Origin of the sequence: Novosphingobium lentum NBRC 107847 (assembly GCF_001590965.1) — a bacterium.
Lineage (GTDB): Bacteria > Pseudomonadota > Alphaproteobacteria > Sphingomonadales > Sphingomonadaceae > Novosphingobium > Novosphingobium lentum.
Genome location: NZ_BCTW01000019.1, coordinates 1 through 20,976, shown reverse-complemented (window position 1 = coordinate 20,976; position 20,976 = coordinate 1). Strand labels below are relative to the sequence as shown.

Sequence of the window (20,976 nt, the reverse complement as noted above, 5' to 3'; positions counted from 1 at the left end):
TCCTATACCCCTTCCAGCCCCGCGCTTCCGTCAGGTCGATTACCCGGCAGACGGGAATGTCGGGCGGCTAACCGGTGTCCGATGAACGCCGCCTTACGCCGTCATCAACACGCCGCGATAGATCGGATCTTCCATCGCCCGCCCGGTGCCGAGCGCCACGCACGACAGCGCGTCTTCGGCAACACTGACCGGCAGGCCGGTTTCATCGCGCAGATGTTCGTCCAGTCCGCGGATCAGCGCGCCGCCGCCGGTGAGCACGATGCCCTGGTCGACGATGTCGGCTGCCAGTTCGGGCGCGGTGTTTTCCAGTGCGATGCGCACGCCTTCCACGATCTGGCCGATCGGTTCGGACAGCGCTTCGGCGATGTTGGCCTGCGTGATAGTGATTTCCTTGGGCACGCCGTTGACCAGATCGCGACCCTTGATGTGGATCGTCTCGCCGATCCCGTCGGCGGGAATGCGGGCGATGCCGAAGTCCTTCTTGATCCGCTCCGCCGTCGATTCACCGATCAGCAGGTTGTGGTGGCGGCGCACGTACGACACGATCGCTTCGTCCATCTTGTCACCGCCGACGCGCACCGACGTGGTGTAAGCCAGACCGCGCAAGCTGAGTACCGCGACTTCGGTGGTGCCGCCGCCGATGTCGACCACCATCGATCCGACCGGCTCGGTCACCGGCATGTCGGCGCCGATCGCGGCGGCCATCGGTTCGAGGATCAGGTACACCTGGCTGGCGCCGGCGTTGGAGGCGGCATCGCGGATGGCGCGGCGTTCGACCGAGGTCGAGCCCGACGGCACGCAGATCACGATCTCGGGATAGCGCAGCAGGCTTTTCTTGCCGTGCACCTTCTGGATGAAGTGCTTGATCATCGCCTCGGCCACTTCGATGTCGGCGATCACGCCGTCGCGCAAGGGGCGGATCGCCTCGATGCTGTCGGGGGTCTTGCCCATCATCATCTTCGCGTCGTCGCCCACGGCCTTGACCCGCTTGACGCCGTTGATCGTTTCGATGGCGACGACCGAGGGTTCGTTCAGCACAATGCCGCGATCCTGCACGTAGACCAGCGTGTTGGCCGTGCCGAGATCGATCGCAATATTCTGGGAACCGAACTTGAAGAATCGGGAAAAGATCGATGCCATCAGGTAATCCGTATGTTTTACAAGGGCGTAGCACGCGTGAGACGCGCAGCTGCGCCCTCGCGGGTGCGCCCGGGAAGGCGGCCTATTAGCGGAAGCTGCGGGCAAAACCCATGTTTTTTACCGCCAATCGACGGCTTTGTTTTCCGGCCGCCTCGAAAAGACGCTGGTTCGTCGCTACCAGTTGAATCGCATGCCGATCATCCGCCGCCTTCCCGAAAACCTGGTCAACCGCATCGCCGCGGGCGAAGTGGTCGAACGCCCGGCGAGCGCGCTGAAGGAACTGGTCGAAAACGCGATCGATGCCGGTGCGCGCAACGTCGTCGTGCGATTGTCGGAAGGCGGTCTGGCGCTGATCGAGGTGACCGACGACGGCTGCGGGATGGCGCCGGCAGAGATCGCGCTCGCGCTCCAACGCCACGCCACCTCCAAGCTGCCCGAAAGTCTGGTGGGCGAGGACGGCGCGCTGGAAAACGTCGCCACGCTCGGCTTCCGGGGTGAAGCACTGCCGTCGATCGCCAGCGTCGCGCGCGTTGCGATCGAGAGCCGGCCGCAGGGGGCCGCCGAAGGCTGGCGCAGGGTGGTCGATCACGGCGCGGTCACCGCCGACGGCCCCGCCGCGCTGCCGCCGGGAACGCGCGTGCGGGTGGAACACCTGTTCGCGCACGTGCCCGCGCGCCGCAAGTTCCTGCGCTCCGCCCGTGCGGAGTGGGGAGCGTGCATAGATACCGTGCGCCGGCTGGCAATGGCACGGCCCGACGTCGGGTTTACCGTCGAGCATGATGGCCGCCGCGCGCTGGCGGTGCAGCCGGGTGATGCGCTCGAAACGCGGGTGGCGCTGCTGATCGCGCGCGAACTGGCGGGCAACAACGTGGCGGTCGATCTCCAGCGCGGCGACATCCGGCTGACCGGGGTGGCGGGCCTGCCGACCTACAATCGCGGCGTCGCCGATCACCAGTACCTGTTCGTCAACGGCCGCCCGGTGAAGGACCGCCTGCTCGTCGGCGCGGTGCGCGGTGCCTATTCCGACATGCTGGCGCGCGATCGCCACGCAGTGCTGGCGCTGTTCCTCGATCTTCCGGGCAGCGAGGTCGACGTCAACGTCCACCCGGCCAAGACCGAAGTGCGCTTCCGCGACCCGGCGTTGGTGCGCGGCATGGTGGTTAGCGGCTTGCGCCATGCGCTGTCGACCGGCGATCAGCGTGCGGCGCAGGCGCCCTCGCAATCCGCGATGGCGGCGTGGCAGGCGGAACCGATCGCGGAGATCGCGCGCGACCTTGCGCCAACGCAGGCCAGTATTTTCGGCGGTGCGGGCTGGCCATCGGCGTCCCCTGCAGGCAGCGCCGGGGTCAGCGAAGCGGGCCGGGCGTGGCGCGGCTACGAACAGGCGATCATGGCGCCGCCCACGGCCCGCGCGGAGGCGGCGCATGAGCCGGCTTCGGCGACTTACCCGCTCGGCGTGGCGCGCGGGCAGGTGGCTAGCACCTACATCGTCGCCGAAGCCGAAGACGGCCTGATCATCGTCGACCAGCATGCCGCGCACGAGCGCCTCGTCCTCGAACGCCTGCGCGCCGCCGGGGCGGGGGAGGGCACCTCTGCCAGCCAGGCGCTGCTGATCCCCGAAGTGGTCGAACTGGAAGAACCCGATTGCGACCGGCTGGAAGATGCCGCCACCACGCTGGCCGGGTTCGGGCTGGTGCTCGAACGGTTCGGACCCGTCGCGATGCTGGTGCGCGCCATGCCCGCCGCGCTGGCCAAGGGCGATCCGCAGGCGCTGCTGCGCGACGTGGCCGACGATCTGGCGCGCAACGGCGATGCTCTGCTCTTGGGCGAACGGCTTGACCTCGTGCTGGCGACGATGGCCTGCCACGGCTCGGTCCGCGCGGGCCGCGTGCTGTCGGTCGCCGAAATGAACGCGCTGCTGCGCGAAATGGAAGTCACCCCGCGATCGGGCCAGTGCAACCACGGGCGACCGACATGGGTCAAACTGGCGCACGGCGACATCGAAAAGCTGTTCGGGAGAAAATGATGCGCGACGACCAGCAGCGGATCCGGTTGCGGCGGGCGTTGGCGTTGGGCCTGCTGCTGCTCACCGGCGCGTGCCATGGCGGCGACTATGACAAGGCGCAGCAGGCGGCGCGCGATGCGCGTGACATCGCCGCGGTCAACGCCGCCAACAATGTCAAACCGCCGCCGCAGCCGCTCGCGCCGCAGCCGATCCTCTATCCCGATATCGAGCAGGGCCAGCTCCACGGCACCGGCTGCGCGTTCGTGGCCGACGGCGGTGGGATGGGCGCGGTGGCGATGACGCAGGACAAGCGCGCCGCGATCAAGCTCAAGGACGTGTTGGTGATCCTGGCCTCCGATCCCGGCAGCACGCGCATGCCCGAGCACAGCTGGTCGCGCTATGTCGGCAAGCAATACGCGCTCACCCTCACGCGGGTCGACAGCGGCGGCGGCAAGGCGGGCAGCGATGCGCAGTTTCCGGGCCAGCTGGTGATCACCGATCCCTACGATCAGGTGGTGTATCAGGCCAAGGGGCTGGTGCAGTGCCGGGCGGTCTAGCTCAGCTGGCAGCGCCGCCACGCACCCGGATCAGGCCGATCGAGGTGAAGCTCATCACCAGCTGATCGTCCTGGTTGAACACCTGCATCGTCGAGCGGAAGCTGCCCATGTCCGGGCGTGAAGCACTGCGGCGCTTGTCGAGCAGCTGCGTTTCGCAGCGCAGCGTGTCGCCGGGATAGACCGGCTTGTGCCAGCGCAGTTCATCGACGCCCGGCGATCCCAGCCCGGCCTGATCGTGGGCTTTGAGGTTTTCGACCACCATGCTCATGACCATCGCGCAGGTGTGCCAGCCGCTGGCGGACAGGCGGCCGAAATGGGTCGTGGCGGCGGCTTCGTCGGACAAGTGGAACGGCTGCGGATCGAACCGGCCGGCAAATTCGACCACCTCTTCACGGGTGACGTGATACGCGCCGAAGCGTTGCACCGTGCCCGGTTCCAGATCCTCGAAATACTGCATGCGCCAGGCCTTGTTGTCAGACGTTGAACTTGAAGTGCATCACGTCGCCGTCCTGCACCACGTATTCCTTGCCTTCCTGCCGCAACTTGCCCGCGTCTTTCGCGCCGTTCTCGCCGCCCAGCGCAATGAAGTCGTCGTAGGCGATTGTCTCGGCGCGGATGAAGCCGCGCTGCATGTCGGAATGGATCTCGCCCGCCGCGTCGGGGGCCTTGGCGCCCAGATGCACCGTCCACGCGCGCGCTTCCTTGGGGCCGACGGTGAAAAACGTCAGCAGATGCAGCAGATCGTAGCCCGAGCGGATGATGCGGGCGAGGCCGGTTTCGTGCAGGCCCATTTCTTCGAGGAACACCATGCGTTCGTCGGGATCCATGCCGACCAGCTCGCTTTCGATCGCGGCGGACACGATCACCGCATTGGCGCCTTCGGCCTTGGCCTTTTCGAACACCCGCGCGGAAAAGGCGTTGCCGTTGGCGGCCGCGTCTTCCTCGACATTGCAGACGTACAGCACCGGCTTGGCGGTGAGCAGCTGCGCCTGTTTGAACACGCGCTCCTCTTCCTCGTCCTTCGGCTTGGTCAGCCGTGCGGGCTTGCCCTCACGCAGGAGGTCGAGCGCCTGGCCCAGCACGGAGGCAATGATCTTCTGCTCCTTGTCGCCTTGCGCGGCCTTTTTCTGCGCGGCGGGCACGCGCTTTTCCAGGCTTTCAAGGTCCGACAGCATCAGCTCGGTTTCGACAGTGTCGGCATCGGATACCGGATCGACCTTGTTCTCGACATGCTGGATGTCGTCGTTCTCGAAGCAGCGCAGCACGTGGATGATCGCGTCCACCTCGCGAATGTTGCCGAGGAACTGGTTGCCCAGGCCTTCGCCCTTCGACGCCCCGCGCACGAGGCCCGCGATATCGACAAAGCCGAGCTGCGTGGGGATGATCTTCTGGCTGCCCGCGATCCGCGCCAGCTCGTCGAGCCGCAGATCGGGCACGCCGACGTTGCCGACATTGGGCTCGATCGTGCAGAATGGATAGTTCGCCGCCTGCGCCGACTGTGTCTCGGTCAGCGCATTGAACAGCGTGGACTTGCCGACATTGGGCAGCCCGACGATCCCGCATTTGAAACCCATTGTATGCTCCGAGAGGTGGTCGGGCGCGCATAGGGGGATGGGGCGGGGAAAGCTAGGGGTGGTGCGCAGCCTTCGACGCGCTCAGGCTGAGCGGGTTTGGGGAACATTGGCGGTTGAGAAAAGCTGCAATCACAACACCCGCTCAGCCTGAGCTTGTCGAAGGCCGCCCGCCATCCGTGCCTGCGTCGTTTCTGCCTGTGCGCCCGCGCGCCAACTGCGAGATCAGCTCCCAGTTGTCGGCGATCAGCGCGTCCTTCTTGGCGCGGCTCCAGCCCTTAAGCTTTCGCTCAACGGCAAAGGCATCGTCTCGGGTCGTGAAGCTATCTGTCCACACGAGCATGACCGGCCTGCGTTTTGCGGTATATCCGCCTAAGGCACCGCATTGGTGTTGGGCGAAGCGCAGTTCCAGATCGTCGGTGTGACCGGCGTAATAGCTGCCGTCACTGCAGCGCAGCAGATAAGCGAAGAAGGCCATCGAGAAGGGTTTAGCGTTGGTGGCCGGCCTTCGACAAGCTCAGGCTGAGCGGGGTTGGGTGGTGTCCGGGTTTTAACAGGCGACAACGACAACACCCGCTCAGCCTGAGCTAGTCAAAGGCGGCGCGCAGCCGATCGGCTCAATCCGCCAACCGCATCGCCACGTCGTTCATGAACCGCGCGTCATCACCCTTGGCCAGCCATTCCGCCTCTGCCGAAACCGCGCCCAGCATGTCCGCCAGGTCGTCCATTTCCGCCTTGGCGTAGTTGCCCAGCACGTAGCCCGTCACGCGGTCCTTGTGGCCGGGATGGCCGATGCCGAGCCGTACGCGGCGGAAATCGGGGCCCATGTGCTGGTCGATCGAGCGCAGGCCGTTGTGGCCGGCGGTGCCGCCGCCCTGCTTGACCTTGACCTTGAACGGCGCGAGGTCGAGTTCGTCGTGGAACACGGTCAGCGCATCAGTGCCGAGCTTGTAGAAGCGCAGCGCCTCGCCCACGCTGCGGCCGCTTTCGTTCATGAAGGTGGCGGGTTTGAGCAGGATTACGCGTTCGCCAGCGATGCGGCCGTCCTGCGTCCAGCCGGAGAATTTCTTCTGCACCGGGCCGAAGCCGTGCACATCGGCCAACGTATCCGCGACCATGAACCCCACGTTGTGGCGATTCAGCGCATATTGCGCGCCCGGATTGCCGAGGCCGACCCAGAGCTGCATCGGCATGTCTCCCTCGCCCCTTCAGGGGAGAGGGGGCCACACGCGCGGCCTGCCCTTGCTCGGCCCCTCTCCCTACCCTCTCCCCTCGAGGGGAGAGGGCCCTATGCGGGATTTATTCGGCCGTCGCGGCGTCGCCTTCTTCGCTCTTCAGCGCGGAAGGAGCGACGATGGTCGCAATGGTGAAGTCGCGATCGGTGATCGCGCTTTCGCTGCCCACGGGCAGCTTGACCGCCGAGATATGGATCGAATCGCCGATGTCGGTGCCGGTGACGTCGATTTGGATGTCATCGGGGATCTTGTCGGCTTCGCAGATCAGTTCCAGCTCGTGACGGACGATGTTGAGTACGCCGCCCTTCTTGAGACCGGGCGAACCTTCCTCGTTGACGAAGAGCACGGGGACCGAGACTTCGACCTTGGCGTTGGCGGCAACGCGCAGAAAATCGACGTGCAGCGGGCGTTCGCTTACCGGGTGGAACGCAACGTCCTTGGGCAGGCAGCGGATCGGCTTGCCGCCGATCTCGACCATCACGATCGAGTTGGTGAAGTGACCGGTGCCCAGCTGGCGACGCAGTTCCTTTTCCTCGACGTGGATGCTGATGGGTTCCTGCTTGCCGCCATAGACGACGGCGGGGACACGGCCTTCACGACGCAGTGCACGGGAGGCTCCCTTGCCGCCCCGATCACGCGTCTCGGCCGTCAGGGTAAGCTGATCGCTCATGTCTGATACTTTCCGAATTCGCTGGTGAAACACATTTCGCCCGCAACGCCTCCAGGGATGACCATGACGGGGGAAGCGGCGGCCCTTAGCGGATCGGGCGGGAAAGGCAAGCGCGCAAGGGCTGTGCCCGGCTGGGCCTCATGTCCCGCCCATTACCATTTCACGTCATCCCGAACGTGTTTCGGGATCGATTTCTCCGCGAGGCTTGGCCGATGGCGTGTCCGCACTCGGGCCCAGGTGGCGCTATCCTGCCAGCGTCTGGCGCGCTGCACGATGGATCCTGAAACAAGTTCAGGATGACGAAACTGGCTCTGCTGCGTCCATCCTGGCCATCGGCCAACGCGAGCGCCCCGCATCACGGAATTCGCCGCACCGTCCAGCCGCGTTCGGCGAGCAGCGCGGGCAGGCCGTCGTTCCCGGCGACGTGCGCGGCGCCCACCGCCACGAACGGCCGCGCGCCGCTGCGCAGCATCGCGTCGATCTGGCGCGCCCAGTCATGGTTGCGCCCCGAGAGCAGCGCCGCGTGCAGACCCGGATCGGCGAGGAAGCCGCGCTGCGATTCGCGCGCGATGCCGTCCTCGTCGCCCTTCAGCCACAGCTTGAGCATGTCGCGATCCTCGTCGTCCTTGCTCGCCGCCTCGACCGCGACCTGTTCGAGCAGGACCTGCTGCTGGCGCGGGGGCAGGGCGTCGAAAATGCCGAACTGGCTGTCGATCGTCTCCATCCCGACCACCGGCTTCTTGCCTGCCAGCTTGCGCAGCGCGGGCTCCACGCCGTTGCCGGGTTCCTGTCCGTCCTTCTCGCCCGCGATCGCGGCCAGCTGGAGCGCGACCGCCCAGTTTTCCTCGTTGGTGAAGTTGTCATCGCTGACACCCAGCCGCCGGTACACGTCGAGCAGTTCGGCCTTGTGCGCCGGGTCGATCCGTTCGGACGGCGGCGGCATGCCCGGCGTATAGGCCAGCCGCGCCAGCGCGATCCCGGCGACGTGCTGGTCGAGCGGCTCGCCGATTTCCAGCACCAGCCGGTCGGCAGCGCCAAGGCCTTTGGCGATCTCGGGGCGCAGCCACACGGTCTTGTCGGGCAGGGCGTGGACGGTGCCCATCAGCCACGCGCGCGGCCCGGTGGCATCGGTGATTTCCCACAACGCGACGCGCGCCTGCGGTGCTTCCGCCTTCTTGTGACCATGACAGCCGGCCAGCCCCAGCGCGAACGCCAGCGCGACACCGATCTTGCGGAAACTGCCCCCATTCACGCTCATTGCACCCGCGTAACCTTGATCCCGGCCTTGGCAAGCTGGTCCTGCACGCTGCCCGATCCCGCCAGATGCCCCGCGCCGACCGCCACGAACACCGTGCCCGGCCTGCCCAGCCGCGCTTCGATCCACTTCGCCCAGTTGCGATTGCGCCCTTTCAGCAGCGTTTCGACCAGCCGGGGATCGTCCATGTCGGCGTTCATCGCGGTGGCCAGGCCATCGGCATCGCCGCGTCCCCAGTCGCCGATCAGCAGGTCGATCTGCGGCGCGACGGTGTCGTAGTCGGTGACCACGCTGTCGAGCAGCGCCAGTTGCGCATCCTGCGGCAGCGAATCGAACAGGCCGAGCTGGTAGTCGACCGTCTCCAGCCCGGTGTGCGGATGCTTTGCGGCGGTCACGCGCGCGTCGAGCGCGGCTTCGGCGCCGCTGTGCGGATCCATGCCGGCGCGCAGCAGCGGCAGCGAACTGAGCACGACCGAGGCGTACCACGGCTTGAACCGGTCGAGCGCCTCGGGCTTCAACCCGATGCGCGTCATCAGCGCTTCATACGGGCCGCGCTTTTCGGGCGGCATCAGCATCCGCAGGCTGGTGTTGTCGGGCAGCATCGCGCGCGACAGGACCGCGGCCTGCGTCCCGGTGCCGGTGGGATCGGTGATCTCGGTGACCAGCTCGTCCGAGGCATCCACGGCTTTCGCCAGCGGGCCGTTGAGCCAGTCCAGCCCCGGCCGCAGCACGTGGATCGTGCCGAACAGGTAGATCGTGGTGTCGGCGTCGGACACTTTCCACAGCGCCGGGTGCATCGGAACGGGCGTGGGAAGGGGCGTCGGTGTGGTGGCAGGCGCAGCAGCAGGCACCTCGGGCACCAGCGCGGGCGCGAGGGGCGTGGGCAGGTGCTGCGGGTCGGCATGGGCCTGCAGCGGCGCCAGGCCCAGCAGCAGTGCGGCCAGCCGGCCCCGGTTTCGCGTTGTCATCATGCCTCCAGCCCTTACCGCCCCAACGCTTAATAAACGGCGATGAACGAACCCTTGCCCTGACGAACCGTTGCCCTGCTGCAATTGCAGGCATGGCAGTTGATTTGGCGCGGGCCATCGGCCAAAGCGCGCGCCATGTCGATCGTCGCTGCCCCCGCCATCCAGCATCAGGGTAAAGTCCCCGTGCTGAGCCTGCAGGACATGATCCTGCGCCTGCATGCCTTCTGGAGCGAGCAGGGCTGCCTGATCCTGCAGCCGTACGACATGCGCATGGGTGCGGGCACGTTCCACACCGCCACCACGCTGCGCGCGCTGGGGCCGGAACCGTGGAACGCCGCGTTCGTCCAGCCGTGCCGCCGCCCGACCGACGGCCGCTATGGCGAAAACCCCAACCGGCTGCAGCACTATTACCAGTATCAGGTGATCCTCAAACCCAGCCCCGCCAACCTGCAGGAACTGTACCTCGCCAGCCTTGCCGCGATCGGCGTGGATCCGCTGCTGCACGACATCCGCTTTGTCGAGGATGACTGGGAAAGCCCCACGCTCGGCGCCTGGGGGCTGGGCTGGGAAGTGTGGTGCGACGGGATGGAGGTCACCCAGTTCACTTATTTCCAGCAGATGGGCGGCTTCGATTGCAAGCCCGTGGCGGGCGAACTGACCTACGGGCTCGAACGCCTCGCGATGTATATCCAGGGCGTCGACAGCGTTTACGACCTCGCGTTCAACAATCACGGAGTCACATACGGCGATGTGTTTCTCGAAAACGAGAAGCAGATGTCGAAATGGAACTTCGAGATCGCCGACACTGAAACGCTGTTCGACGGCTTTCGCAAAGCCACCGCCGAATGCCAGAACTGCCTCGACGCCGGACTGGCCATCCCGGCGTACGAACAGGCGATCGAGGCCAGCCACGTGTTCAACCTGCTGCAGGCGCGCGGCGTGATCTCGGTGCAGGAACGCGCCAGCTACATGGGCCGCGTGCGCGATCTGGCCAAAGGAGCGTGCAAGGCGTGGATCGACAACCAGACCCCGCGCTGGGAAGCGAAGTTTCCGGAGTGGACGCTGTGATGCCCGCTCTGCGGCAAACGCCACGTCCGCTCATGCTGAGCCTGTCGAAGCACGTACGCAACGCCGGGTATGGAGACGTCCTTCGACAGGCTCAGGATGAGCGGACGCTGGGTAGGGATGAGCGGCCCGGTCCGGCTGGGGAGGAATTCCATGTCTGACTTCCTCCTCGAACTGCGCTGCGAGGAAATCCCCGCGCGGATGCAGGCCGGCGCCCGCCGCGACCTTGAAAAGCTGTTCCGTGAGCAGTTGTCTGCCGCAGGCGTTGTGCCGGGCGCCATCACCGTATGGTCCACCCCGCGCCGCCTTGCGCTGATCGCCCGCGACCTGCCGCTGGCGACCGAAGCGGTGAGCGAGGAAGTCAAAGGCCCCAAGACCTCCGCGCCCGAACAGGCGCTGGCCGGGTTCCTGCGCAAGACCGGCCTGACGCAGGACCAGCTGACCGAGCGCGACGGCGTGTGGTTCGCGGTGAGCGAAAAGCCCGGCCGCGCGACCGCTGACGTGCTGGCCGAGCGACTGCCTCTTATCATTTGGCAATTCCCTTGGCCTAAATCGATGCGATGGGGTGAGAAAAGCCTAAGGACCGATTCTCTTCGTTGGGTTCGACCGCTCAGCGGTATTGTAGCAATCCTTGGCACCGATGTTTTGACGATCGATTTCAATGTCGCACACGTCTATGCAGACGGTCGGGGGGCGATTGAGATTCAGCAAGGGTTAGCCGGGCTAGTGTCAGGCGCCACAACTCTGGGCCACCGCTTCCACCACCCCGGTGAGATCACCATTGGCGGCGCGGGCGACTATGCCGAAAAACTGCGCGCCTGCCACGTCATCGTCGATCATGCCGAACGCGAAGCCATCGTCCGCACCCGCGCCAAGGCCGCCGCCGAAGCCGCCGGGCTGGTGCTGGTCGAGGACGAAGGGCTGGTGATCGAAAACGCCGGGCTGACCGAATGGCCGGTCCCGCTGCTCGGCCGGTTCGACGCGGAATTTCTTGAGGTCCCGCCTGAGGTTATTCAGCTAACCGCACGGACAAACCAGAAATACTTCATCTGCCGCGATGCCGCCGGAAAGCTCGCCAACGCGTTCGTCTGCACCGCCAATATCGAGGCGCACGACGGCGGCGCGATGATCGTCGCGGGCAACCGCAAGGTGCTCGCCGCGCGATTGAGCGATGCCCGCTTCTTCTGGGAGCAGGACCGCAAGAAGGCGCTGGCACAGCACGCCGAAAAGCTCGGCAACATCGTGTTCCACGAAAAGCTGGGCACGGTGGCCGACAAAGTCGAACGCGTCGCCAAACTGGCACGCTGGCTGGTGGAAGAAGGCGTCGTCACACGATCCTCCCCATCGTCTCGCGATGGGGAGGGGGACCGCGCCGCAGGCGTGGTGGAGGGGCAGATCGCACAAGCGGCGCCTCCACCAAGTGCCCCTCCGTCATCCGCTGACGCGGCTGCCACCTCCCCATCGCAAGTCGATGTGGAGGATCGTGCGGCACTGGCCAATCTCGCCGAACAGGCCGCGCGGTTGTGCAAGGCCGATCTGGTGACCGAAATGGTCGGCGAATTTCCCGAGCTGCAGGGCCTGATGGGCGGCTACTACGCCCGCGCCGAAGGTCTGCCGGACGAAGTCGCCGACGCGATCCGCGATCACTACAAGCCGGTCGGGCAGGGCGATGATGTGCCCACCGCGCCGGTGACGGTGGCGGTGAGTCTGGCGGATAAGCTGGATACGATAGGAACGTTTTTTGGGATCGCTGAGAAGCCTACTGGTTCGAAAGACCCGTTCGCATTGCGCCGCGCTTGTCTGAGCGCAATTCGTCTTATCCAGACAAACGAGCTACGTTTCGACGTTGCTGAGACTGCCGCAGGGATGATTGGTCTTTCGCTAGATCAGGCATCTCGAGAAAACCGAGTATTTACGTACGATGGTGACGAGCAGGGCCATCAACTCATTACATCCCAGCCATTTAGCAAATACGATGAGCGCAACTGGCGTCTCAGCGACTGGTTTGTTTTCTATGGAAGGCCGCGTGATCCTTATCACGGCAGCGACGACGAAATGGCGTTTTTAGAAAGCGATGAATCTCCAGAGAAATGGGAGTCGTTCAGCGCTGCCAAGGAAAGCATTTCGGCTTTCTTCGCCGACCGCCTCAAAGTCCAGCAACGCGAAGCCGGGGTTCGCCACGACCTGATCGACGCCGTATTTGCGCTCGGTGGCGAGGACGATCTCGTCCGGCTGCTTGCCCGCGTCCATGCGTTGCAGGCGTTCGTCGGCACCGCCGATGGCACCAACCTGCTCGCCGGATACAAGCGCGCCGCCAACATCCTCAAGAAGGAAGGCGTCGTGTCAGGCGCTGGCGAGAGCGGCAAGATTTCGCTGTCCTACACGCCCGAACCGGCCGAAACCGCGCTGATCGCCGCGCTCGATTCTGCCGCACCCACGGCGGCCTCGGCCATCGCGGCGGAGGACTTTGCCGGGGCGATGGCCGCGCTGGCGGGGCTGCGGGAGCCGATCGATGCATTCTTCGAGCATGTCATGATCAACGATCCCGCGCCTGAAAAACGCGCCGCGCGGCTTGCGCTGCTTGATCGGTTTCGTGCTGCAGTGCACAACGTCGCGGATTTTTCCCGCATCGAGGGGTGAGTCCGCACCGCTGGGGAGCGCCCCGGCATGGCGTGTGAATGTGTAAACTTTGTCAACTTCGTCAGGAAAGCGCGCGCTTAGATGAACCAGAGCGTTTACAACTTCGGTGGCGGGCTGCGCCAGGATGCCCCCCGGTCGCGTGACAAGACCATCGTCGGCGGCAAGGGTGCCAACCTGGCCGAGATGGCCGGGATCGGCCTGCCGGTGCCCCCGGGCTTTTCGATCACCACCGAAGTCTGCACCGCCTACAACGGCGCGGGCAAGACGTTCGACGATGCTTTGCGCGCTGCCGTCGCCGATGGGCTGAAGCATATCGAGGCCGCCACCGGCCGCAGCTTCGGCGATCCCGCCAACCCGCTGCTGGTCTCGGTCCGCTCGGGCGCGCGTGTCTCGATGCCCGGCATGATGGACACCGTGCTCAACCTCGGCCTCAACGATGCGACTGTCGAAGGCCTTGTCAGCGGATCGGGCGACGCGCGCTTTGCGTGGGACAGCTACCGCCGGTTCATCCAGATGTATTCCGACGTGGTGCTCGGCCTCGACCATCACCGGTTCGAGGATGCACTGGAAATCATCAAGGAAGACAACGGCTTTTTCGCCGATATTGAGATGAATGCCGAACATTGGCAGGCGCTGGTCAAGGACTACAAGGCGATCGTCGAGGACCAGTTGGGCAAGCCGTTCCCGCAGGACGTGCACGAACAGCTGTGGGGCGCGATCGCCGCGGTGTTCGACAGCTGGGAAAGCGACCGCGCCAAAGTCTACCGCCGGTTGAACGACATCCCCGCAGACTGGGGCACCGCGGTCAACGTGCAGGCGATGGTGTTCGGCAACATGGGCGATACCTCGGCCACCGGCGTCGCCTTCACCCGCGATCCGGCGACCGGCGAGCGCGCCTATTACGGCGAATGGCTGGTCAATGCGCAAGGCGAGGACGTGGTCGCGGGCATCCGCACCCCCCAGTACCTCACCACCGCCGCGCGCACCCGCGCCGGGGCCAAGCCGCTGTCGATGGAAGAGGCGATGCCCGGCGCCTATGGCGAACTGGCGACCGTGTTCGACCTGCTCGAACGCCATTACCGCGACATGCAGGACATCGAATTCACCGTCGAGCAGGGCAAGCTGTGGATGCTGCAGACCCGGTCGGGCAAGCGCACCGCCAAGGCTGCGCTGAAGATGGCGGTCGACATGGTCCACGAAGGCCTGATCGATGAGGCGACTGCGATCGCGCGGATCGATCCGATGGCGCTCGATCAGTTGCTGCACCCCACGCTCGACCCCAACGCGCCGCGCGACGTGCTGACGCGCGGGCTGCCGGCGTCGCCCGGTGCGGCGGCGGGCGCGATCGTGTTCGATGCCGATACCGCCGAACACCGCGCCAGCCTGGGCGAAAGCGTGATCCTCGTCCGGGTCGAGACCAGCCCCGAGGACATCCACGGGATGCACGCGGCCAAGGGCATCCTCACCGCGCGCGGCGGCATGACCAGCCACGCCGCCGTGGTGGCGCGTGGCATGGGCCGGCCATGTGTTTCGGGCGCTTCGGCGTTGTCGATCGACATGACCACGCGCACCGCGCGCATCGGCGACCGCGCGCTGAAGGAAGGCGAACTGATCACGCTCGACGGCGCGAGCGGCGAAGTGATGGCGGGCGAAGTGGCGATGGTCGAGCCCGAACTAGTCGGCGATTTCGGCACCTTGATGGTATGGGCCGACAAGCACCGCCGGATGAAAGTGCGCGCCAACGCCGAAACGCCGCTCGATTGCCAGGTCGCGCGCCAGTTCGGCGCCGAGGGCGTGGGGCTGTGCCGCACCGAGCACATGTTCTTCGACGCCGGGCGGATCAGCGCCGTGCGCCAGATGATCCTGGCCGACGATGAAACCGGCCGCCGCACCGCGCTGGCCAAGCTGCTGCCCGAGCAGCGCGCCGATTTTCAGTCGATTTTCGAAGTGATGGCCGGGCTTCCCGTGACCATCCGCCTGCTCGATCCGCCGCTGCACGAGTTCCTGCCGCACAGCGACGCCGAGTTCGCCGATCTGGCCGAGGCGACCGGGGTGGGCGTCGATCATCTCAAGCGCCGGGCGGGGGAACTGCACGAATTCAACCCGATGTTGGGCCATCGCGGCTGCCGGCTGGGCATCACCTTCCCTGAAATCTACGAGATGCAGGCGCGCGCGATCTTCGAGGCGGCGTGCGACGTCGCCGAGAAATCGGGCGATGCGCCGATCCCCGAAGTGATGATCCCGCTGGTGGCGACCAAGCGCGAGCTGGAGATCCTGAAGGCGCTGGTCGACCGGCAGGCTGCGCTGGTGTTCGCCGAACAGGGCCGCACGCTGGAATACCTCGTCGGTACGATGATCGAGCTGCCGCGCGCTGCACTGATGGCGGGCGAAATTGCCGAGGAGGCGATGTTCTTCTCGTTCGGCACCAATGATTTGACGCAGACTACTCTGGGCGTTTCGAGGGACGATGCGGCGCGGTTCCTGGGCCCCTATGTCGAACAGGGGATCTATCCGCGCGATCCGTTCGTCAGCCTCGACATCGACGGCGTGGGCCAGCTGGTGACGATGGCGGCCGAGCGGGGCCGGGCGACCCGCCCCGCGCTCAAGCTGGGCATTTGCGGCGAACACGGCGGCGACCCGGCGAGCATCGCGTTCTGCGAGGCGACCGGGCTCGATTACGTCAGCGCCTCACCCTATCGCGTGCCGATCGCAAGGTTGGCTGCGGCGCAGGCGGCCCTGGCCGCGAGCCAGCTTTGACCTGAAAAATCATCGTCGCCAGCCGCTTAGCGTCAATATCTCGAAGCGTTCGGTAACCCGGCCATCGGTATCCGCCTGGTCGAGCAACGCCGCGCGGGCGCGCTCCAGTGCGGCCTTGCCCAGCGGCGGGCCGGGGCGGGCGAGCACGTTGCCCAAGGCTTGCGCTCTGAGATCGGCGACCAGCGCGTCGAGCGAGCCGAACCGCACCGCCAGGCTGCGGCTGTCGATGACCGGGTCGGCGAACCCGGCGCGCTGCATCAGTTGCCCGCCGGCGCGCACGTCGACCATGGGGTGAATGCGCGGCGCCGGCCGGTCGCCATCGGCGGCGAACATCGCCGCCCGCAGCGTCGGCAGGCTGCCCGCACCGACAAAGCTGGCGATCAGCAGCCCGCCTGGCGCCAGCGCTTGGCGCAAGTGGATCAGCGCGCCGGGCAGGTCGTTGACGGTGTCGAGCGTGCCGAAGCTGGCGATGAACGGGTGGCCCTGATCGGGCAGCGGCTGTTCCTCGTCGATCGCGGCAACACCGGCTGAGCCGGTCGGGTCGGCACGGGTGACGGCGCAGCCTTGCGCGGCCAGCGCGTCGGCCAGCGCTCCGGTCCAGTCACCGATGAGCAAGGCACTGGCCGGGGCGTGGCGCAGGAAGCCGAGTCGATCGATGGTGTCCTCGACCATGTCGTCGGCCAGATACTGCGGACAACCGGCACCGATCTGGAGCGATCGGCGGCGCTGGCGCACGGCAATGCGCCGGTTTCGCGAAAATATCGTCGGAGCCGTGGTCATCGGTTCCGCCTGCCGCCCGGCGCGCCTCTTGCCAAGCCCCCAATGGCGCTCAAACACTGCGGCGATGGGCAGGGTGGGCATCCTCGAACCGATCGTCGACATGATCTTCCCGCCGCGCTGCCCGCTGTGCGGCGATCCGCTGGCGCGCCAGGGCGGGTTCTGCGCCGCGTGCTGGGCCGGGCTTGCCATCCCCGGCGATCCATCGTGCGCGCTGTGCCAGCGGCCGCTGGGGCACCGGCCAGAAGGTGACGGCTTACCGGAAGAAGGTGCGCTGGTGTGCGCGCCGTGCCTTGCCAGTCCGCCGCGCCACGCCGGGATCGCGGCCGCCACGCTCTACACCGACGCGTCGCGCCAACTGGTGCTGGCGTTCAAGCATGGTCGGCGCATCGGGCTGGCGCCGCTGCTCGCCCGGCTGATGCTGGCGCGGATCCCGCCGCTGGAGGGTGACTGGCTGGTGGTGCCCGTGCCGCTCCATCGCTGGCGGTTGTGGCGGCGGGGCTTCAACCAGTCGGCTTTGCTCGCCCGGCAGATCGCGACCGCGCTGGCGCAGGAGCTGGCGGTCGATGCGCTGGTGCGACGCAAGCGCACGCCGTCGCTGGGCGGCCTCAACCGCCGCGCCCGGGCCATTGCGCTGGCGGGTGCGATCACGGTCAACGCGGGCCGACGCGAGCGGCTGAAGGGTGCGCAGGTGCTGCTGGTCGATGACGTCATGACGAGCGGCGCCACCACCGACGCCTGCCTGCGCGCGCTGAAAAAAGCAGGGGCCGGCCCAGTGCGGATCGCCTGCTTTGCGCGGGTGCTGGACGAGTCGCTGGACCATGCTGCGCAGCATCCGGCCGACCACCGGATGGGCGACGACGGCGCACGCACGAAAACGCCCGAGACGTTGGTCCCGGGCGTCCTCGTGACGAAATGATGGGCGTTTCGCGTTTATACGCGATTTGGACGGCCTTGCGGCTGTCCCGCCGGTCCCTCAACCAACCGATCCGGCGCCGCCCGATCCACAGGATCAAGGGCGGCACAACGGACACAGTCCCCATTTTTCCCTGAACGTTGGCGCCGTTGCGCCGCCTTGCGGCGGTTCAGATGCGGCTCCCTCAAGCCACGCGCACTCTTTCTGCGATGCGCGGGCCCGAGGAAAGCGTGTTGTGGCTCGACGATGGATTTTGACTGACGCATGTGGTTATCCTGCAACAAACCTGCTGTGCGAAATCGCTTTGACGAAAGGCCATTACCATTTCCGAACCATCGGCCGAGACCCTGCTGCGCGAGCAGGGCAGCCAGTTCATGCCGCGCTATGACGCCGCCGGGCTGATCACCGCCGTGGCGGTCGATCATGTTACAGGGAGCATCCTGATGCTGGCGCACATGGACGCAGCAGCGCTGGCGAAAACGCGTGAAACCGGGTTCGCCCATTTTCACTCGCGGTCGCGCGGACGGTTGTGGATGAAAGGCGAATCGTCGGGCCATGTCCTGCGCGTCATCGAAATCCGGGTGGATTGCGATCAGGATGCGATCGAGCTGCGCGTCGATGCGGCGGGCCCTGCCTGTCACACGCTGGCCGCAAGCTGCTTCTACCGCAGGCTCGAATCCGATGGCACGTTGGCGCGGATCGAGGTTTGACCTTTACGTAAAGGTAACATAAGGTCGCGGCATGCCAGCAACCTCAGCACAGCAGACGCACAGCGCGCATCTCGACCGGCCCGATGCGCTGGAGCGTGAGCAATACACCATCTCCGACTTGTCGGCCGAGTTCGGGGTCACCGCCCGCGCGCTGCGCTTTTACGAGGATGAGGGCCTGATCGCCCCGACGCGGATCGGGCTGAACCGGCATTACAGCAAGCGCGACCGGGCGCGGCTCGCGTGGATCAAGCGCGCCAAGAACGTCGGTTTCAGCCTTGGCGAAATCAAGGACATGATCGACCTGTACGACCTGGGCGATGGGCGCGCGGAACAGCGCCGCGTCACCATCGAAAAGTGCCGCGAACGGGTCGAACATCTCAACCAGCAACAGGCGGATATCGCGGCGACCGTCGCCGAACTGACCAGCTTCATCAAGCTGCTCGTGCGGCGCGAGGCTGCCGAAACCCGCGAAACGCTCAGTCAGCAAGGATAGTTACATGCCGGTTTACAAGGCACCCACGCGCGATGCGCGGTTCGTCGTCAATGAGCTGCTCGCGCTCGAAAGCTATGGCAATCTGCCGGGTTTCGAGAACGCCACGCCCGACATGACCGACGCCGTGATCGACGAGGCGGGGCGGTTCACGTCCGAGGTGATCGCACCGCTCAACCAGGTGGGCGATGCCGAAGGCTGCACGCGGCACGCCGATGGAACGGTGACCACGCCCACCGGGTTCAAGGATGCCTATCGCCAGTACCGCGAAGGCGCGTGGGGCACGCTGGCGGCGCCGATCGAATTTGGCGGACAGGGCCTGCCGCACGTGATCGGCTTCGTGATGGAGGAATTCCTCGCCTCGGCCAACCAGGCGTTCGCGATGTATCCGGGGCTGGCCAATGGCGCGATTTCTGCGATCGTTGCCAAGGGATCGCCCGAGCAGCACACCACGTACCTGCCCAAGCTGGTGGCAGGCGACTGGCTCGGCACGATGAACCTGACCGAGCCGCACTGCGGCACCGACCTCGGCCTGATCCGCACGCGCGCGGTGCCCGCTGTCGATGGCTCCTATGCCATCACCGGGACCAAGATCTTCATTTCGGCAGGCGACCACGACCTGACCGAGAACATCATCCATCTCGTGCTGGCAAAAACTCCCGATGCGCCCGAATCGAGCAAGGGCATCTCGCTGTTCATCGTGCCCAAGATCATGGTGAACGCAGATGGTTCGCTCGGCGCCCGCAACGCGGTGTCGGTCGGGTCGATCGAACACAAGATGGGCATTCACGGCAACGCCACGTGCGTGATGAACTACGACGGCGCGACCGGCTTCCTCGTCGGCGAGGAGAACAAGGGGCTCGCCGCGATGTTCATCATGATGAACGCGGCGCGGCTGGGCGTGGGCATCCAGGGACTGGCGCAAGCCGAAGTCGCCTATCAGAACGGTGTCGCCTATGCGCTGGAACGGCGCCAGGGCCGCGCGATGACCGGGCCGGCCGAGCCGCAGGAAAAGGCCGACCACCTGTTCGTGCACCCCGACGTGCGGCGGATGCTGATGGACGCCAAAAGCTTTACCGAAGGGATGCGCGCGCTGTGCCTGTGGGGAGCGCTGCAGGTCGATCTCAGTCACAAGGCGGGCACCCAGCATGAGCGGGAAGCCGCCGACGACCTGATCAGCCTGCTGACCCCGGTGATCAAGGGCTATGGCACCGATCTGGGCTACAAGACCGCGACCGACATGCAGCAGATCTGGGGCGGGCACGGTTATATCATCGAGAACGGCATGGATCAGTTCGTGCGCGATGCGCGGATCGCGATGATCTATGAAGGCGCGAACGGCGTGCAGGCGATGGATCTGGTCGGCCGCAAGCTGGCGCTGAATGGCGGTCGCGCGGTGCAGGCGCTGTTCGCGCTCGTGGATGCCGAATGCGCTGCGGCTGGCGGCGATGCGACCGAAACGCTCGTTGCCGAACGGCTCGCCAAGGCCTGTGGCGAACTCAAGGCCGCGACGATGTGGTTCCTCCAGAACGGCATGACCAACCCGGAAAATATCGGCGCGGGGGCTTATGCCTACATGCACCTGACGGGGATCGTTGCGGTGGGGCTGATGTGGCTGAAAATGGCCCGCTTGGCCGCGCGTACGCTCACCGACGGCACCGACGAAACGCTGTTCTACGAAGCGAAGATAACGTGCGCGCGCCACTGGGCCGAACGGTTCCTGCCGCAAGCCGGCGCACTGCGGCGCGAGATCGAGGCCGGGGCCGAAGCGATCATGGCGCTGCCGGCAGAAGCTTTCGCTACGGCCTGATTGGGGCCGTGCTAGCAGTGACGTCATGGCGTGCCGGGCGGCCCATCACAGGCCGCCCGGCAGGTCCGTTCAGCGTCCGGTGCTGAGGATGATTGAGGCGATCAGCCCGGTGGCGACGGCGCCCAGGATGAAGTTGTTGTTCTGGCGGCGCCATTCGTAACCGCGCGGCGGCGCCTTGAGGTGATAGCGGCGATAATCGATGCGCTGCGAACTGTTCCAGTCGTTGTAGCCCATGCGCTCGCCGCGATTCCAGCGGTGCTGGTTGCCACGATCCTGCGCCCAGCCCTGATGACGGCCGTTGGCCTGATTGCCCCGATCGTTCTGGTTGCCGTTACCGTTGCCATGACCGTAGGCGTTGCCGTGCCCGTTGCCCGGCTTGGCAATGGCGGCCGAACTGGCGAGCAGCGAGA

The 20,976-nt window shown here is 66.1% G+C and carries 19 protein-coding genes; 9 read left to right on the top strand and 10 right to left on the bottom strand.

Features of this window, described 5'->3' with window-relative positions; all coding sequences use genetic code 11:
* Positions 1–93 precede the first annotated feature (93 nt).
* Positions 94–1,140 carry a rod shape-determining protein gene (locus NL2_RS15920; RefSeq protein WP_068076684.1) on the bottom strand — a complete coding sequence of 349 codons (1,047 nt, stop codon included), beginning with the start codon at positions 1,138–1,140 and terminating at the stop codon, positions 94–96.
* Positions 1,141–1,330: 190 nt separating this feature from the next.
* Between NL2_RS15920 and mutL the strand changes: the two genes are divergently transcribed.
* Positions 1,331–3,166, top strand: a complete 1,836-nt coding sequence (gene mutL, locus NL2_RS15915; RefSeq protein ID WP_068076743.1) for a DNA mismatch repair endonuclease MutL — start codon at positions 1,331–1,333, stop codon at positions 3,164–3,166.
* Complete coding sequence (locus NL2_RS15910; RefSeq protein WP_157083212.1) at positions 3,166–3,702, top strand: hypothetical protein; 537 nt, start codon at positions 3,166–3,168, stop codon at positions 3,700–3,702. The genes mutL and NL2_RS15910 overlap by 1 nt, the downstream gene beginning before the upstream one ends.
* Position 3,703: 1 nt before the next feature.
* Here the strand turns inward: NL2_RS15910 and NL2_RS15905 are convergent, their stop codons facing one another.
* The 7 genes from NL2_RS15905 to NL2_RS15875 all read right to left on the bottom strand — a co-directional run bounded on the left by NL2_RS15905 (position 3,704) and on the right by NL2_RS15875 (position 9,401).
* Entirely contained in the window at positions 3,704–4,159 is a 456-nt protein-coding gene (locus tag NL2_RS15905) for a MaoC family dehydratase (protein WP_068076682.1), read from the bottom strand.
* Positions 4,160–4,175: 16 nt separating this feature from the next.
* Positions 4,176–5,276 (bottom strand): redox-regulated ATPase YchF, encoded by a 1,101-nt coding sequence (ychF, locus tag NL2_RS15900; protein WP_068076681.1) that lies wholly within the window; start codon positions 5,274–5,276, stop codon positions 4,176–4,178.
* 142 nt (positions 5,277–5,418) lie between these two features.
* Positions 5,419–5,751, bottom strand: coding sequence for a GIY-YIG nuclease family protein (locus NL2_RS15895; RefSeq protein WP_068076680.1), 333 nt, complete (start codon positions 5,749–5,751; stop codon positions 5,419–5,421).
* Between the two features lie 139 nt (positions 5,752–5,890).
* Positions 5,891–6,460, bottom strand: coding sequence for an aminoacyl-tRNA hydrolase (gene pth, locus NL2_RS15890; protein WP_174522624.1), 570 nt, complete (start codon positions 6,458–6,460; stop codon positions 5,891–5,893).
* 112 nt (positions 6,461–6,572) lie between these two features.
* The gene (locus NL2_RS15885; protein WP_068076678.1) at positions 6,573–7,178 is read right to left on the bottom strand and encodes a 50S ribosomal protein L25/general stress protein Ctc; all 606 of its coding nucleotides are present in this window, start codon (positions 7,176–7,178) and stop codon (positions 6,573–6,575) included.
* 355 nt (positions 7,179–7,533) lie between these two features.
* Positions 7,534–8,436: a TraB/GumN family protein gene (locus NL2_RS15880; RefSeq protein ID WP_068076677.1), complete on the bottom strand. Its 903-nt coding sequence runs from the start codon at positions 8,434–8,436 to the stop codon at positions 7,534–7,536.
* Positions 8,433–9,401 carry a TraB/GumN family protein gene (locus tag NL2_RS15875; RefSeq protein ID WP_245647722.1) on the bottom strand — a complete coding sequence of 323 codons (969 nt, stop codon included), beginning with the start codon at positions 9,399–9,401 and terminating at the stop codon, positions 8,433–8,435. The genes NL2_RS15880 and NL2_RS15875 overlap by 4 nt, the downstream gene beginning before the upstream one ends.
* A 135-nt stretch (positions 9,402–9,536) precedes the next feature.
* Here NL2_RS15875 and NL2_RS15870 point away from each other — a divergent pair, with 135 nt between their 5' ends.
* From NL2_RS15870 to ppdK, 3 genes are all read left to right on the top strand, one after another.
* Positions 9,537–10,469, top strand: coding sequence for a glycine--tRNA ligase subunit alpha (locus NL2_RS15870; RefSeq protein ID WP_068076676.1), 933 nt, complete (start codon positions 9,537–9,539; stop codon positions 10,467–10,469).
* A 150-nt stretch (positions 10,470–10,619) separates the two neighbouring features.
* On the top strand, positions 10,620–13,106 hold the full coding sequence (gene glyS, locus NL2_RS15865) for a glycine--tRNA ligase subunit beta (protein WP_068076675.1): 2,487 nt from the start codon (positions 10,620–10,622) through the stop codon (positions 13,104–13,106).
* Between the two features lie 81 nt (positions 13,107–13,187).
* Positions 13,188–15,863 (top strand): pyruvate, phosphate dikinase, encoded by a 2,676-nt coding sequence (ppdK, locus tag NL2_RS15860; protein WP_068076674.1) that lies wholly within the window; start codon positions 13,188–13,190, stop codon positions 15,861–15,863.
* 9 nt (positions 15,864–15,872) lie between these two features.
* Here the strand turns inward: ppdK and NL2_RS15855 are convergent, their stop codons facing one another.
* Complete coding sequence (locus NL2_RS15855) at positions 15,873–16,643, bottom strand: methyltransferase domain-containing protein (protein ID WP_068076673.1); 771 nt, start codon at positions 16,641–16,643, stop codon at positions 15,873–15,875.
* 64 nt (positions 16,644–16,707) lie between these two features.
* On the opposite strand from NL2_RS15855, the gene NL2_RS15850 reads away from it, so the two are divergent.
* The 4 genes from NL2_RS15850 to NL2_RS15835 all read left to right on the top strand — a co-directional run bounded on the left by NL2_RS15850 (position 16,708) and on the right by NL2_RS15835 (position 20,566).
* Complete coding sequence (locus NL2_RS15850; protein WP_084356140.1) at positions 16,708–17,559, top strand: ComF family protein; 852 nt, start codon at positions 16,708–16,710, stop codon at positions 17,557–17,559.
* A gap of 344 nt (positions 17,560–17,903) precedes the next feature.
* A complete protein-coding gene (gene hisI, locus NL2_RS15845) occupies positions 17,904–18,266 on the top strand; it encodes a phosphoribosyl-AMP cyclohydrolase (RefSeq protein WP_439646903.1) in 363 nt (120 codons plus the stop codon).
* A gap of 31 nt (positions 18,267–18,297) precedes the next feature.
* Positions 18,298–18,759, top strand: a complete 462-nt coding sequence (locus NL2_RS15840) for a MerR family transcriptional regulator (RefSeq protein ID WP_068076671.1) — start codon at positions 18,298–18,300, stop codon at positions 18,757–18,759.
* 4 nt (positions 18,760–18,763) lie between these two features.
* Positions 18,764–20,566 carry an acyl-CoA dehydrogenase C-terminal domain-containing protein gene (locus tag NL2_RS15835; RefSeq protein ID WP_068076670.1) on the top strand — a complete coding sequence of 601 codons (1,803 nt, stop codon included), beginning with the start codon at positions 18,764–18,766 and terminating at the stop codon, positions 20,564–20,566.
* Between the two features lie 69 nt (positions 20,567–20,635).
* Here the strand turns inward: NL2_RS15835 and NL2_RS15830 are convergent.
* The coding region (locus tag NL2_RS15830; protein WP_157083211.1) for an RcnB family protein at positions 20,636–20,976 on the bottom strand (341 nt) is incomplete at its 5' end.

Coding starts and splice junctions, on each gene's coding strand:
- NL2_RS15840 (WP_068076671.1), top strand. CDS start 18,298: ATGCCAGCAACCTCAGCACAGCAGACGCACAGCGCGCATCTCGACCGG.
- NL2_RS15885 (WP_068076678.1), bottom strand. CDS start 7,178: ATGAGCGATCAGCTTACCCTGACGGCCGAGACGCGTGATCGGGGCGGC.
- NL2_RS15905 (WP_068076682.1), bottom strand. CDS start 4,159: ATGCAGTATTTCGAGGATCTGGAACCGGGCACGGTGCAACGCTTCGGC.
- ychF (WP_068076681.1), bottom strand. CDS start 5,276: ATGGGTTTCAAATGCGGGATCGTCGGGCTGCCCAATGTCGGCAAGTCC.
- glyS (WP_068076675.1), top strand. CDS start 10,620: ATGTCTGACTTCCTCCTCGAACTGCGCTGCGAGGAAATCCCCGCGCGG.
- mutL (WP_068076743.1), top strand. CDS start 1,331: ATGCCGATCATCCGCCGCCTTCCCGAAAACCTGGTCAACCGCATCGCC.
- NL2_RS15850 (WP_084356140.1), top strand. CDS start 16,708: ATGGGCAGGGTGGGCATCCTCGAACCGATCGTCGACATGATCTTCCCG.
- NL2_RS15875 (WP_245647722.1), bottom strand. CDS start 9,401: ATGACAACGCGAAACCGGGGCCGGCTGGCCGCACTGCTGCTGGGCCTG.
- NL2_RS15920 (WP_068076684.1), bottom strand. CDS start 1,140: ATGGCATCGATCTTTTCCCGATTCTTCAAGTTCGGTTCCCAGAATATT.
- NL2_RS15880 (WP_068076677.1), bottom strand. CDS start 8,436: ATGAGCGTGAATGGGGGCAGTTTCCGCAAGATCGGTGTCGCGCTGGCG.
- NL2_RS15910 (WP_157083212.1), top strand. CDS start 3,166: ATGCGCGACGACCAGCAGCGGATCCGGTTGCGGCGGGCGTTGGCGTTG.
- pth (WP_174522624.1), bottom strand. CDS start 6,460: ATGCAGCTCTGGGTCGGCCTCGGCAATCCGGGCGCGCAATATGCGCTG.
- NL2_RS15895 (WP_068076680.1), bottom strand. CDS start 5,751: ATGGCCTTCTTCGCTTATCTGCTGCGCTGCAGTGACGGCAGCTATTAC.
- NL2_RS15835 (WP_068076670.1), top strand. CDS start 18,764: ATGCCGGTTTACAAGGCACCCACGCGCGATGCGCGGTTCGTCGTCAAT.
- ppdK (WP_068076674.1), top strand. CDS start 13,188: ATGAACCAGAGCGTTTACAACTTCGGTGGCGGGCTGCGCCAGGATGCC.
- NL2_RS15855 (WP_068076673.1), bottom strand. CDS start 16,643: ATGACCACGGCTCCGACGATATTTTCGCGAAACCGGCGCATTGCCGTG.
- NL2_RS15870 (WP_068076676.1), top strand. CDS start 9,537: ATGTCGATCGTCGCTGCCCCCGCCATCCAGCATCAGGGTAAAGTCCCC.